Genomic DNA, 14166 nt, shown 5'->3' on the forward strand with positions numbered 1-14166 from the left:
CTTAAGCTATGCCGGGCGCAAGTGTGCGCAATGCGGCAAACAGCAGCAAAGCAAACAGCGAAGCCAACATCATGAGTTGAATGGTGCGAGTAATGTCGTCGAGGGCAATGCCACGTTGCTCATCCCCCATCCACGGTTTTTCTACTCGCTCGCCAAAATAGGTGTTCGGCCCGCCCAATCGAATACCCAGCGCGCCGGCAACGGTTGCCTCAGGCCAGGCACAATTCGGGCTGCTGTGTTGATAGCGGTCACGCCAGCCGATAAGCAGCGCCTGACGAGGATTGGCTCGCAAGAAAAAGGCTGCGAGAGTAAGCAGTAACCAGCTCAACCTGGCGGGAATGAAATTAGCGAGGTCATCAATCCGGGCGCTGACATAACCAATAGCGCGATATTTTTCGGTTTTATAACCGACCATCGAATCGAGGGTGTTGATAGCTTTGTAGGCCAGGGCAAGTGGCGCACCGCCAATCATCAGGAAAAACAGTGGGGCAATCACACCATCGACACTATTTTCTGCCACGGTTTCAACCACCGCACGAGTAATTTGTGGACGCTCCAGTTGCGAGGTATCGCGGCCAACAATCCACGATAACTTCTCGCGACTCTCTTCTAACGTGCCATCTTTGAGCGCGCGATAAACTTCGAGAGCCGCGTCGCTCAAGCAACGGGCGGCAAGCACGGTGTAAATCATCCAGACTTCAACCAACCAGCCGAGCCACGCAGATACCAGGTTTGCGAGGTGTAAGATTCCCCAACTCACAATCCAGGTTGAACCCACCACAATCAGCCATAACACGCCGCCACCGATTTTCAATGCACGGTCACTTTTGCAGCACCGGCGTATCTGGCGCTGCGTAAAGCTGATGAGATTACCAATCCAGCGCACCGGATGTGGCCAGTGATGCGGGTCACCAAGCCAATAATCCAGTAACCACGCAACAACCCATGCAAGTAGTGTCATAGGTGATTCCTCGCAAGTGCTAACCAGCGATTGAGTAACGATGGACGTTGGGCGAAATGAACATGCAGGTAGCTTGCAAAGGTCGCATGATGCTGAAAACCACCCTGCCAACGCGAAATAGCAACGCCATCGCGCCATTTACAGCAATCGAGAGCGGCAGGTAACGGGCCGCTGAAATCAGAATAGTGAAACTCATGGCCACGCAAGGTTTCGCCTTTTTTGGCAAGTAACGTGTCATGCAATGCCGTGGCTTCGCAGTAGCCAAAACGCGTCAGTCGCTTGCCCATCTGGCTGTGACCGGGTAATACGCCACACATGGCATGAGTTTCATCATTGCCGTCAGTCAGCGACTCACCCAAATACATCAACCCGCCACATTCGGCATACAGCGGCACTCGCTGCTGATGTGCTCTTTGCAGGGATTCACGCATTTTGATATTGGCGGCAAGTTTCGCGCCATGAACTTCGGGGTAACCACCACCCAGCCAGATCATTTGGCACTCGGGAAGTTTAGTGTCATGCAATGGGCTAAAACGTTGGATTTTCACCCCTGCCTGCTCGAGCAATTCGAGGTTATCCGGATAGTAAAAGTTGAAGGCTTCATCTTCAGCAAGCGCAAGCGTAAGCCCATCAGCCAATGCTGCATCAGGAACGGCAGGCACTTCACCTGGTGGCAGCGAATTCAGGCGTGATAAATTCAACAGATGGTCAATATTGACCGTTTTTTCAAGCTGCTGTGCAAGCTGCTGCCAGCATTCATCTTGCGGCGCATTTTCTTGCGCCGGAACAAGTCCAAGATGCCGTGCAGGCAAAGCCACATCAGCCATGACAGGCACACGGCCAAGCACAGGAATGCCACAATAACGGGTGATGGCATCGGCAAGTAACTGATAATGGCTGTCGCTATTGACTCGATTGAGGATAACGCCCGCGATATTCAACGTTGGGTCAAATCGCTGGAAGCCCATTACCGTTGCAGCAATCGAGGTGGATACGGCTTTGCCATCCACCAGCAAAATCACCGGGCAACCGAGCTGTTTTGCCATTGCGGCGCTGCTGCAATAATTAGGGTCTGTTCCGTAGCCGTCGTACAAACCCATCACGCCTTCGATAACGGCCACATCAGCCTGCTGCATTTGTTTTGCAAACAGACCATTAAGCGTTGGAATGGGCAGCATGAAGGCATCGAGATTACGCGAGGCAATGCCGGTAACAGCACTGTGCCAGCCACTGTCGAGGTAATCAGGGCCGATTTTGAAAGGTTGAACGCGCAGACCGCGCAGCATGAGGGCACGGAGCAACCCGAGCGTGACGGTAGTTTTGCCACAACCGCTGCTGGTTCCTGCAATGACGAATGCTTGTTTCGCTGCCCCTGCCATAATTGCCTTTTTGATTTATTCGGCAAAATGCGGATGTCAGCACGTGCGCGCACCCTGCGGCTGCACGCATCTGATGACAACTGACTTCCCACCGAAGGAGTTGTTTTAGAGTAATAGTGACAAGTCGGTCTTCTGGCTTAGCTTCATTCTTACCTGCCCTTCCCAATCAACGATCAGTGGTTACGCAGGTTCGTCAGCATCACAGCAGCGGGGGCTGCGGGGGATTGTCACCCCCTTCCCAGCCATGTTTGACACATGGCATAAACGAGTCAGTTGTATCTGTTTTAATTACCGTTTTACTGCATGACGTTTTTAAATCATCACGCAGATAAATATTTAAATGAGGGTCTAGTGTAAAAGCTAATAGATATTGATTGTTGCGCTATAACAATTTTTACTGATTTTTATTAAGGCTTACCCCCTAATCGTTGGCGTGTGCTGCTGTGGTATCATCCTGCGCCTGCGGTGAAAAACAGAATGAATCCCAACATGAAAAAGAGTGGCCAATACCATGGCTGAAGCACGCTGCCCTGCATCCTGCGGCGAGTTAATTCAGGGCTGGATAGGTGGCGGGGAAAAACTCGTATCCTGCCCGATTGACTGGTTTAGCACCGTTGAGGTGAGTGAAGGTATGAAACTCCCCGGCGAACGCCCCCGAATGCGCCAGATGCTGGAGCGCGTCGTCGCGTACTATGGTTATTCCACTGCATTAGCAAACAGCCTGAATATTAAGCTTGAGTCAACGATTCCGGTCGGGAAAGGACTTGCCAGCAGTACTGCGGATATTGCCGCCACCGCGGTTGCCACGGCTCGCCATTTAGGTGAAATGCTTGATGAATCCACACTTGCTGGTTTATGCGTACAACTAGAACCTACGGACAGCACGATTTTTCGCAATCCAACCCTTTTTGACCATATCCAGGCACAAGTACAAATTAGCTGCCAGCCCACACCAATGGTGGAAATCCTACTGCTTGAGAGCAATACCACTCTATTGACGGAGGATTATCATCGTTGCCAGCGGGAACCCGTGTTAATCCGTAACGCTCGACTATTGGATAACGCCTGGCAGACGCTGCAACACAGTTGCCAGCAACAGGACGCCCGGTTGTTAGGTCAAGCCGCGACAATGAGTGCCAAAGCCTGCCAACAACTGTTAGTGAAACCGATGTTTTCCCAGCTCTTAGCTCTGATCGAGGAGTTAGACTTATACGGATTAAATGTGGCGCATAGCGGCAGTGTGGTGGGATTGTTGCTTGATAGCAGTAAGCAGGATGTTGAGAAAATCCTCTGGCTAATAAAGGATTTAGAGATTGACAGGCATTACCCACAGCAGCATCTGGTAAAGATGATAGAGGGCGGAGTGCGCTGAGTTCTTGCAAAAAAAAACCGCCGAATCGGCGGTTTTCAAAATCAACACTATTTACCCTAAATAATTCGAATTGCACGAAGGCGGCAAGTGAACGCAGCCAACCCACTCGAAGTATGGCGGGTAAATTTACTCGGGTTTGATTTCACCCATCACTTTCAGCTTTTTGGAAATTTCACGACGCTCTTTAGACAGCTCAGCATTCTTGATGATGTAGTCATCAACACGGTCTTCATAGTCGGTTTTCATGCTGGCAATGATGCCCTGAATAGCTTCAATGCTCATCCCAGGCTTAATGTAGTCGCTCAGGTTATCAAGCAGCAGAACACGTTTTGAGTTATCACGGATCTTTTTCTGAACGTCTTGAATCTCACGTTGCAGCTTGTTTTTACGACGGAACAGACGCACAAACTCAAGCACGTCCTGGAAAGAAGGTTTAGTTTGTTCCATTTTTATACCCCTGCTAATTTCATACTCGGATTCGTTAAGACAACCGCCATAAGATTACCTTAATGGTAGCGGCGGTCGCTGACAATTCTTTTATCCCCGCTCGGTTTCGGGCTCTACAACCCGAACATTACAGGCGATTAGTCTCTTTCGCTATCTTAACCTCAATTGGTGCTGAATCGAAACCAGCAATTCGCTCCGCGCCCCGCAATTATTTGCGTAACGCGCGGCAGATCAACTGCGAGAGTAATTCAAGTTGGCGAGCAAGCTCCAGACTCAACCACACATAACCGTGAATTGGGGTTTCCTGAAGTTTCCCATTTTCACCTTCCTGCATTAGCTGGCGCAACTCGCTGACGATTTCGGTCAATTTTTCGTTATTCGCAGAAATCGGTGATGGGTTGCCGTCATGCAATGCCAGGGCAATCGCTGCAAGCGTGCGTTGCGTCATCTGCTGAGTATCACGCAGAGTATGAGCATTGATCATCAGGAAATGGCTCTCTCGGGAAGCCCAGTAAGCATTGATTTGCAGCTCAAGCGTGCACACCATATTTCGGCTGACAGTTTGTATCGCTTCGAAAATAGATTTCTGGATGTGGGTTTCTTTGCTGCTCGGCCCAATCAGCGCGCGCATTTTCACCACATCGGTTAACACCTGATGCAGGTGTTTTTCCAGCCGCGGACGCTCGAGTAAGTTCGGGGATAAACCTGCGTTATAAACCCGGCCAAACGCGGTGACGAAATTCGCCATTTGAATACGCCAGTGAATAAACGCACGCTGCGGATAAATACTGGTAAATAGCATTGCCAGTAATGATCCGAAGATAACATCACCACTGCGCCACATCGCAATTTCCATATCGCCAGCTGGTGCACCCACCACAACTGCAAGGGTAATGCCAATCAGCAGAGCCTGATAAGGGCGTTTCCCCAGTGCCAGATAACCGCAAATAAACATCGCGAAAGCACACCAAACCAACATCAATGGCAGAGAGAACAATTCTAACCTAAGCGCAATAAGCCCCATGGTTGCGCCACAGATAGTGCCACCGATACGTTCAAAGGCTCGAGGTACCACATTTCCCCAAAAGGAAATTGGCCCCATCACCACCACTAAAGTGATTAATGGCCATGTACCTTCCGGAACTTTCAGAAGATGAACAATGAGAAAGGTAAGAACAAATGCCAGCGCGATACGCACGCCATGCACCATTCGATAATTGCGATAAACGCGGAGTTCAAACGGGCTTAATGATTTGTCGGGGCGCACACCCGGCTCTCCTGAAACAAAAGCGTGATTGTACCTATTTTTTTAGGATGAGCATCACAAAGTTAGGGGGCCAAAGCCCCCATCAGCTTCAGACTTGATCTGCTACAGGGATATACATATCAATTTCCCATACCCCACTTTCGGAACCATCATTCAGATAGTGCTCGAAGCACGGTTTGCCGGTTATCTGGTAGCGATTATCGCCTTCTACAGCATCGAAGAAACTTTCCCATTGCTGCTGAAAATCATTGTTATCAACACGTGCGCGTGCGACGGCATATTGCCCTGCTTCGATGCGTGTAGTGATGACACCTTCACTGTTTTCAGGCACGGTAAAATCTTCCGCAACAGAAACAACCGTATCGCAACGGAGCTTTTCCGCAGGTACGACATCTGGGTTATCGTAGTACACCGCCAGCCACTCTTCACCGACAACTTTATGAGATTTCACCCATAGAGAAAGTTGCTCAAATCCTTGTTGAACCGTTTTTTCCCACGGCCCTACCATATGAAAACCCGCTACTTTACGCTCATGAACTTGTTGTACGTTAAATTCCATATGACCTCCTGACCCGATTAAAAGCACTGTATATAAATACACCCCTCTATTGCAGGGAAGCAATCCTTTGGCAAGGTGATGTGGTTGCTTTGCGAGCAAGATCGCTTTACGCCAATAGATCGTAGTACAGCCGAGAAGCACTGGTTAGGGCTACAGGCGAAAAAAAGGCCGACAAAAAGTCAGCCAATTAAAATGTTTAAGCAACTACAGCTTGTGGCTCAGATAATCGCTAAATCGCGACCACGCACTGCCCTTTTTGACGTCAGTTAGCGTCACCAATGGCCAGTGTGCAATCAGCTTGTCGCGGTCAAAAAGTTCAACTTCACCGACATGCTGGTTTGCCAGGACAGGCGCTTCCATTTCTGGTTTATCGAGAACATATTTGGCTTTAATGTTTGGCACTTCTGATTTTGGCAGCGCCAGATACACATCCTGATTGGTGCCAACTTCTACTTTCTTCTTATCACCGTACCAGATGGTTTCGGTACCAATTTTTTTGCCTTTATGCAGCACCTGCACGGTATCAAAATTATCCTGACCCCAATGCAATAATTTACGCGCCTGCTCTTCACGCCCTTTCGGACTTTCTCCGCCCATTACAACGGCAATCAGGCGGCGATCGCCATCAACGCTGGAAGCAATAATGTTAAAGCCGGCGCTGGCTGTGTGGCCAGTTTTCAGCCCATCAACGTCGAGATTTTTATCCCAAAGCAGGCCGTTGCGATTCTGCTGAGTGATGCCATTCCAGGTGAGGCTGCGCTCGCTGTACATATGATAGAAGTCAGGCTCACCGTGGATGATGGCGCGGGATAACACCGCAAGATCGTAGGCCGAGCTATGCTGACCCGGTGCATCAAGGCCATGAACCGTTTCAAAATGGGTATCGCGCAAGCGGAGTTGCTGCACATATTTGTTCATCATCGCCACAAACTGTGGCTGCCCGCCCGCCACGTAATCGGCCAGGGCTACACATGCATCGTTACCCGAATCAACAATTAAGCCGCGGCTTAAATCACGGACCGTTAATCTGTCTCCTGCTTTGAGGAACATTAACGATGAACCGTCAAACACCGGATTGTCTTTCGCCCAGGCATCTTTGCCAACGGTTACCATATCGTCAGGTGAGATGCGCCCGCTATCGATGGCGCGATCGACCACATAACCGGTCATCAGTTTGGTAAGACTCGCTGGGTTGCGTCGCACGTGTTCATTTTGCGCAGTCAGAACTTGCCCGGTGGTGTAATCCATCAATACCCATGAGCCCGCCTGGATTTGTGGCGGTGGTGGTGCATTAACAAAGGTATCGTCGGCAAAAGCGGAGTGAGCAGAAAATGACAGCAGTGAACAGACAGCAAACAGACGGATCTTCAACGATATACCCTCGGTAACAATAAATTTAGCCGCTTCTTTTACTGGAGTTTTCGACTTTTTTCGCAATTAAATTGCAAAAAGTTATGAACAGAAAGAATGGGATGGATAGCTTGAGTGCTTTTCATGGTGATGCAGGAGGCTTATTAATGGTTTACCATGCACTTATGCAGCACCTGATAATCAAGATGGAAACATGGAGAGAGTTTTAGTGGGATTTCAGTTTAATAACAGTATGTTAAACAACACTCAAGGGCGGAAATGAGCCGTGGAAAAATCAACGCAGCAACCGACCTTCCTCTTTCATGATTATGAAACTTTCGGTAAGAGTCCTTCTCTTGACCGACCGGCGCAATTTGCAGCGATACGTACCGATGACCAATTCAATGTTATCGGTGAGCCAGAAGTTTTCTATTGCAAACCCGCTGATGACTACCTACCCCAGCCAGAAGCGGTGATGATTACAGGCATTACGCCACAACACGCATTGGCGCATGGCGTGAATGAAGCGGATTTTGCAAAACGTATTCATAGTATTTTTACTGTGCCGAAAACCTGCGTAGTGGGCTACAACAACGTGCGCTTCGATGACGAAGTAACGCGCAATATTTTTTACCGTAACTTTTACGACCCGTACGGCTGGAGCTGGCAGAACGATAATTCACGCTGGGATTTGCTCGATGTCATGCGCGCCTGTTATGCGCTGCGCCCTGAAGGAATTGTCTGGCCTGAAAATGAAGAGGGGTTGCCAAGCTTCCGTCTCGAACATCTGACAAAGGCCAATGGCATTGAACATGCCAATGCGCACGATGCGATGTCTGATGTTTATGCCACAATTGCAATGGCTCAACTGGTCAAAACTCGCCAACCGCGCCTGTTTGAATACCTTTATAGCCATCGTTCGAAGCACAAACTCACCACACTGATTGATATCCCGCAGATGAAACCGCTGGTGCATGTTTCCGGAATGTTCGGCGCATGGCGTGGCAACACCAGCTGGATTGCCCCGCTGGCCTGGCACCCGGATAACAAAAATGCGGTGATTATGGTCGATCTGGCTGGGGATATTTCGCCGTTGCTGGAGCTGGATGCCGATACATTACGCGAACGTTTATACACGCCGAAGGCGTCACTGGGTGATGCCGCAGCCGTGCCAATCAAACTGGTTCATCTGAATAAATGCCCGGTGTTAGCGGTGGCAAATACGTTGCGCCCCGAAGATGTCGAACGTTTAGGAATCGATCGTAAGCATTGCCTGGATAACCTGAAGTTACTGCGCGAGCACCCTGTGGTGCGTGAAAAAGCCGTGGCGATTTTTGCCGAGGCCGAACCTTTTGTGCCATCTGATAACGTTGATGCGCAGCTTTATAACGGTTTTTTCAGCGATGCTGACCGCGCTGCAATGCGGATTGTGCTGCAAACCGACCCGCAAAACCTGCCTGCTCTGGATATTACTTTTGCAGATAAGCGCATTGAAAAACTGTTGTTTAACTATCGCGCTCGTAATTTCCCAGGAACTCTGGATGAAGCAGAACAACAGCGTTGGTTAGAACACCGCCGTGATGTGTTGTCTCAGGAAGCGCTGCAAGCCTACGCGCAAGAACTGGAGGCGCTGTATAACCTGCATGAAGGGGACAAGGAAAAGACGGCGTTGCTTAAGGAATTGTTTGAATACGCGCAGTTTTTGGTAGGGTAACAGATAGCAAAAAGGCCGCTTTCGCGGCCTTTTTGCTATTGCGCTTTTACGCTAAATCTTCGTTGAATTGCGGAACCGGGTTACGGAAGCGGCGAGTCACGAAGGCCAGATAAGTCAGGCCAATGGCCGCCCAAATCAGACCCAAAATCATCGAGCTTTCTTCCAGGTTAATCCACAACGCACCGACTGTCAGCGCACCACAAATTGGCAGCACCAGATAGTTGATGTGATCTTTGATGGACTTATTGCGCCCTTCGCGAATCCAGAACTGGGAAATCACTGACAGGTTAACGAAGGTAAACGCCACCAGCGCACCGAAGTTAATCAGCGCAGTTGCCGTCACCAGGTCAAACTTCACGGCGAACAGAGCAATGATACCAACCAATACAACGTTCAGTGCCGGGGTACGCCATTTCGGATGAATGTAACCGAAGAAACGCTCCGGGAACACACCGTCACGACCCATTACGTACATCAGGCGAGAAACGCCAGCATGTGCCGCCATACCAGATGCCAGAACAGTTACGCAGGAGAAAATCAGGATGCCAAACTGGAAGGCTTTGCCTGCCACGAAGAGCATGATTTCTGGCTGCGATGCGTCCGGATCCTTAAAGCGAGAGATGTCCGGGAAGTACAGTTGCAGGAAGTAAGACACCACAACGAAGATCACGCCGCCAATTAAAGCAGTCAGGAAAATCGCTTTCGGGATAACACGGCCAGCATCTTTGGTTTCTTCAGACAGCGAACTAATGCCGTCAAAGCCAAGGAACGAGAAGCACAGTATGGTCGCACCCGTAATCATCGGCACCACGTTCGCGTGTTCCGACCAGAACGGACGAGTACTGGTTAATGTGCCCGCACCTTCGCCATTTGCCACACCATAAATGACCAGACCGGTGATAACCACCATGACGACCATTTGCAGCACAACGATAAGGCTGTTGAAGTTAGCCACGGTTTTGATGCCGCGCAGGTTGGAGATAGTCATAAAGCCAACCAGCAGCACTACGAAAATCCACGACGGGATAGACGGCACCAGGGCTTCAAAATAGATTTTTGCCAGCAGGATGTTGATCATCGGCATAAACAGATAATCAAGCAAGGCAGACCAACCCACCATAAAGCCAACCACTGGGTGGATTGCTTTTTGAGCGTAGGTATAGGCGGAACCCGCTGATGGGAAGCGGCGTACTAGCTTTCCATAACTTAACGCGGTGAACAAAATTGCCACAAGGGCAAACGCGTAAGCCGTAGCGACATGTCCGTCGGTAAGGCCAGATACAATCCCAAATGTATCGAACAAGGTCATAGGCTGCATATAAGCAAGGCCCATCATAACAACCGGAATGAGCGTCAGGCTCTTACGGAGTTCAACACGAGATTTTGCACCTGCGGTGACGTTAAGCGACATGGTCATTCTCCCAAACGGCGAATACCTGCGCAAAAGCAAAAAGCTGCCCCATCTTAATTTCCTCGGCGACACGACTGTCGTTTTTTAAAAGCTAGTATCTATCCGGTACGAAGCCCGGCCTCTTGGTTTTTTTGGCGGATGCCTGTTTGACTACTTGAACTCAATGCAAAAAAATAACCGACGCGTTTAACGTCGGTTTTTTGTTCTCATTTAGTGAGGCGCGTATTTTGCACCAATTCGAGGCAGGATGACAAGATATTGAGGCCTTCATTAACAATTTCTTTTTCAGCAGTTAACGGGACGAGAAAACGAATAACATTCGCTCTCACTCCACATGACAGCAACACCAAACCTTTTTTGCCGGCTTCTTTCACAAGTTCCTGTGTTAACTCTTTATTTGGGCGGTGGCTATCGCGTTCTTCCACAAGCTCCATTGCAATCATGGCACCATAGCCGCGCACATCACCGATGCAGTTAAATTGCTCGCTCATTTGCTGTAAACGATGAGTGATTAGCTCACCAATTTCCTGCGCCTTTTGATTGAGATTTTCTTGCTCAATGACATCAGTAACCGCCAGTGCCGCAGCAATCGCTACAGGCGAGCCGGCATAGGTGCCACCAAGACCGCCAGGCATCGCTTTATCGAACAGAGATTTTTTGCCAACCAGCGCTGAAAGTGGGAAGCCACCTGCCAGGCTTTTTGCCATGGTGATGAGATCCGGCTCCACATCACTGTGTTCAATCGCGAAGGTTTTACCTGTGCGGCAGAAACCACTTTGTATTTCATCTGCAATCAGAACGATGCCGTGTTTATCGCACAACGCCCGCAGTTGTTTCATGAAGGAAGGCGATGCGGCATAGAAACCGCCCTCACCTTGCACCGGCTCAATAATGATGGCGGCGACTTCATCCGGCGAAACATCAGCAGCAAAAATACCCGCCAGTGACGCCAGCGCCTGAGTATCACTCACACCAAGATAGGCCGCCGGATAAGGTGCGTGATAAATGCCTGCCGGGAACGGGCCATAGCCTTTTTTATACGGCTGCACTTTACCCGTTAAGGCCATGCCGAGTAATGTCCGGCCGTGGAAGGCCCCACGAAATGCGATGATGGCCGAACGCCCCGTCGCAATACGCGCCACTTTAATGGCATTTTCAACCGCCTCAGCGCCTGTTGTGAGAAACAGTGTCTGGCAAGGCTTGCTTATTGGCACCAGTTTATTCAGCCGTTCTGCAAGCTCAATATAATTGCCGTAAGGCGTCACCTGGAAACAAGGATGGGTGAATTTTTCAAGCTGTTGACGCACCGCATCAATGACTGCGGGGTGGTTATGCCCGGTATTAAGCACCGCAATACCAGAGGCAAAATCAATATAGCGTTTGCCTTCAACATCCCACAATTCGGCATTTTTAGCTTTTTCGATGTATACCGGCATTGCATTACCGACTCCATGAGGAACCGCCTGTTCACGCCGTGACTGCCATTGCTGATTGGTTTGCTTCATAAAAACTCCTTGCGTACAAAAAACTCCGCAAAACAACGCAGAGAAGAAAATTTAAACGCGAAGACATATTCAGAAGAAATAACGATCCACTTTAAACAATAGATGTGAGCCAGGCGCTCTGCCACTCACCCAAAAGCATTATTTTTGCGCCGTTCCGTAAACGACGGCAATTTCGGGGCTGGTGACGATTTGCTCTCTCCACCATTCGCTGGCAAGCCCGGCAGTCTGTTCATTCCAGCCAATCCACACTGGAACAAAAGGCACATGGGAGACAACCTGCTTTTCCACCAGCACGCCACTTTCGATAAAACGCTGCGCCATGTAACGGGGGACATAACCGCAACCAATGCCGCTAATCTGCAGCTCGAGTTTAGTTTTGAAATCAAAAACAGTGATCGCGTCCTGTTCTTCGAGCAAATGCATCGAACGTGATGGCTCAAGACGCGATGTGTCGCCAACTACCACAGCACGGCTGCGTTTGATAATCCGGCGAGTGAGCGGCTCTTCTGCTTCAGCAAGTGGGTGATGAGGTGCAACAACAAAGATACTTTCAAGTTGGCCAAGGAGCGTAAAACCAAAACCACTCAACGATGGTGGGTCGCTCATCGCCCCCACAATAATATCGGCCCGACCTTCAGTCAGCGCTTCCCACGAGCCTCCCAATACACCGTTGATGAATTTCAGTCGCGTCACGCTATAACTTTTGTAGAAAGCTTCAATGAGTGGCGTCAGTAGGGAGAATGGAAAAGAGTCATCAACGCCAATCACCAGTTCGTTTTCCCATCCCTGGTGAAGCTTAATGGCCTGTTGTTCCAGTTCTCGCACGGTATGCAGAACCTCACGCCCTTTTTCCAGTAAAAGTTGCCCGGTTCGCGTGAAACGCGCACGGTGGCCTGAGCGGTCGAGAATCTGAATATTGAGATCGTTTTCGAGTTTTTGAACGGTGTAACTGAGTGCGGAAGGTGTTTTAAAGAGCTTTGTTGCCGCCGCAGCAAAGCTCCCTTCTTTATCGAGGGTATCAAGAATTATCAGCACATCCAGCAGTGGTTTCATACTCGTTCCCGGCAGTCACGAGCAACACCCCACAGCGGTTACTGCATGGGCATTACCAGCGGGTTTGGATACTGATATTCAAACCCAAGTTCGTTGCAAATACGGTTGCCATCCACCAGCTTACCGTGGCCATTTTGCGTTTCAGTTCGAAAAACGGGTGCGTCTAAATTCATCTGTCGTGCCATCAAAGAATAAAACTCGGCACGCGTTGGGTGAGCTGGCGCACATAAATTATAGATGTGCCCGCCTTTCGGAGCCTGTAGCAACAGAGTAATTGCTGAAATAACATCTTCAAGGTGCACCAGGTTGACCCCATGAGCACCGTTAGCCACATCAGTTTTCCCTGCCAGAAAACGCCCAGGATGGCGCTCCGGCCCAACCAAACCCGCAAGGCGCAGAATATCGACAGAGGTGCCTGGCAAGTCATGCAGCCAGGTTTCCAGCTCTTTCAGTACTCGCCCGCTAGCGGTAACTGGCTCAAGCGGCGAGGTTTCTTTAACGCTGCCTTCTGCTTCACCATACACAGAGGTTGAGCTGGTAAAAATGATACGCGGAATATTGTGCGCCAGTGCGCTATCGACAATTTCTTGTACCGCTTGCAGGTAAAAATCATCGCCTTCGCCAGTACGGCGAGCGGGCAGTGTTATCACCAAAGCATCCACGTCGAGCAGCGCATCAAGATCATCGCTATCGCAAACCAGTTCAGGTGTGAGTTGCAGTTGATAACTGTCTATCCCACTCATTCGCGCGGCGTCAACACCATCGAGGGTCGTTTTACTCCCTGTGACTTGCCAGCCTCGCGCTGATAAAGACATCGCCAGTGGCATTCCAAGCCACCCTAACCCGACAATCGCAACCTTTTTCATGCCTTCTCTCCAGGAATGCAGCATATCGCTCTGCTGTGCTTTTTAACCCTCTATTAAGGCTACGCCACGTTGCGACAACTGACAATCAATGGTGCTAAACAGAATATTAATTGAGTGGGTAAAAAGCCCTTGCACAACAGACTGAATATGGTTTACGTTAAAAGCACATCATGAATAAACATTCATACGAGAATTTTATGACACGCGTTCAAACTACTACCCACCATCATCACCATCATCCTGACTAGTCTTTCAGGCGATGTGTGCTGGGAGACAGAAAAA

The 14166-nt window shown here is 49.7% G+C and carries 14 protein-coding genes, 1 riboswitch and 1 other annotated feature (1 of these 16 cut by a window edge); of the genes, 3 read left to right on the plus strand and 11 right to left on the minus strand.

Features of this window, described 5'->3' with window-relative positions; translation table 11 throughout:
- Position 1 precedes the first annotated feature (1 nt).
- Together cbiB and IX31_RS11980 are read right to left on the minus strand one after the other, a co-directional pair.
- Entirely contained in the window at positions 2 to 961 is a 960-nt protein-coding gene (gene cbiB / locus IX31_RS11975; RefSeq protein WP_034458401.1) for an adenosylcobinamide-phosphate synthase CbiB, read from the minus strand.
- On the minus strand, positions 958 to 2340 hold the full coding sequence (locus IX31_RS11980) for a cobyrinic acid a,c-diamide synthase CobB (RefSeq protein WP_034458403.1): 1383 nt from the start codon (positions 2338 to 2340) through the stop codon (positions 958 to 960). The genes cbiB and IX31_RS11980 overlap by 4 nt, the downstream gene beginning before the upstream one ends.
- 105 nt (positions 2341 to 2445) lie before the next feature.
- A riboswitch (cobalamin riboswitch) is annotated at positions 2446 to 2625 on the minus strand.
- A 226-nt stretch (positions 2626 to 2851) separates the two neighbouring features.
- Here IX31_RS11980 and IX31_RS11985 point away from each other — a divergent pair.
- Entirely contained in the window at positions 2852 to 3712 is an 861-nt protein-coding gene (locus IX31_RS11985) for a GHMP family kinase ATP-binding protein (protein WP_034460037.1), read from the plus strand.
- Between the two features lie 126 nt (positions 3713 to 3838).
- Here the strand turns inward: IX31_RS11985 and IX31_RS11990 are convergent, their stop codons facing one another.
- The 4 genes from IX31_RS11990 to dacD form a co-directional block, all read right to left on the minus strand.
- The gene (locus IX31_RS11990; RefSeq protein WP_034458405.1) at positions 3839 to 4159 is read right to left on the minus strand and encodes a DUF496 family protein; all 321 of its coding nucleotides are present in this window, start codon (positions 4157 to 4159) and stop codon (positions 3839 to 3841) included.
- 208 nt (positions 4160 to 4367) lie between these two features.
- Positions 4368 to 5426, minus strand: coding sequence for an FUSC family protein (locus IX31_RS11995; RefSeq protein WP_034458407.1), 1059 nt, complete (start codon positions 5424 to 5426; stop codon positions 4368 to 4370).
- Between the two features lie 88 nt (positions 5427 to 5514).
- Positions 5515 to 5985: a DNA gyrase inhibitor SbmC gene (gene sbmC, locus IX31_RS12000; protein ID WP_034458408.1), complete on the minus strand. Its 471-nt coding sequence runs from the start codon at positions 5983 to 5985 to the stop codon at positions 5515 to 5517.
- Between the two features lie 204 nt (positions 5986 to 6189).
- A complete protein-coding gene (gene dacD / locus IX31_RS12005) occupies positions 6190 to 7356 on the minus strand; it encodes a serine-type D-Ala-D-Ala carboxypeptidase DacD (RefSeq protein ID WP_034458410.1) in 1167 nt (388 codons plus the stop codon).
- A gap of 265 nt (positions 7357 to 7621) precedes the next feature.
- Between dacD and sbcB the strand changes: the two genes are divergently transcribed.
- Positions 7622 to 9049: an exodeoxyribonuclease I gene (sbcB, locus tag IX31_RS12010; RefSeq protein ID WP_034458411.1), complete on the plus strand. Its 1428-nt coding sequence runs from the start codon at positions 7622 to 7624 to the stop codon at positions 9047 to 9049.
- 46 nt (positions 9050 to 9095) lie between these two features.
- Here the strand turns inward: sbcB and IX31_RS12015 are convergent, their stop codons facing one another.
- The 5 genes from IX31_RS12015 to IX31_RS12030 form a co-directional block, all read right to left on the minus strand.
- Positions 9096 to 10460 carry an APC family permease gene (locus IX31_RS12015; RefSeq protein WP_034460039.1) on the minus strand — a complete coding sequence of 455 codons (1365 nt, stop codon included), beginning with the start codon at positions 10458 to 10460 and terminating at the stop codon, positions 9096 to 9098.
- A complete protein-coding gene (gene yoeI / locus IX31_RS23790) occupies positions 10450 to 10512 on the minus strand; it encodes a membrane protein YoeI (protein WP_122974037.1) in 63 nt (20 codons plus the stop codon). Before yoeI ends, IX31_RS12015 begins: the two co-directional genes overlap by 11 nt.
- Positions 10513 to 10666: 154 nt before the next feature.
- Complete coding sequence (gene gabT, locus IX31_RS12020; protein ID WP_034458412.1) at positions 10667 to 11965, minus strand: 4-aminobutyrate--2-oxoglutarate transaminase; 1299 nt, start codon at positions 11963 to 11965, stop codon at positions 10667 to 10669.
- 138 nt (positions 11966 to 12103) lie between these two features.
- Complete coding sequence (locus IX31_RS12025) at positions 12104 to 13018, minus strand: LysR substrate-binding domain-containing protein (RefSeq protein ID WP_034458413.1); 915 nt, start codon at positions 13016 to 13018, stop codon at positions 12104 to 12106.
- A 38-nt stretch (positions 13019 to 13056) separates the two neighbouring features.
- Positions 13057 to 13884: an SDR family oxidoreductase gene (locus IX31_RS12030; protein ID WP_034458415.1), complete on the minus strand. Its 828-nt coding sequence runs from the start codon at positions 13882 to 13884 to the stop codon at positions 13057 to 13059.
- Positions 13885 to 14081: 197 nt separating this feature from the next.
- Here IX31_RS12030 and hisL point away from each other — a divergent pair, with 197 nt between their 5' ends.
- Positions 14082 to 14132, plus strand: coding sequence for a his operon leader peptide (gene hisL, locus IX31_RS23205; protein ID WP_193216250.1), 51 nt, complete (start codon positions 14082 to 14084; stop codon positions 14130 to 14132).
- Positions 14108 to 14166, plus strand: a sequence feature (His leader region) (it continues 64 nt past the right edge of the window). It overlaps the preceding gene by 25 nt.

Source organism: Buttiauxella noackiae (assembly GCF_000737905.1).
GTDB classification, from domain to species: Bacteria; Pseudomonadota; Gammaproteobacteria; order Enterobacterales; family Enterobacteriaceae; genus Buttiauxella; species Buttiauxella noackiae.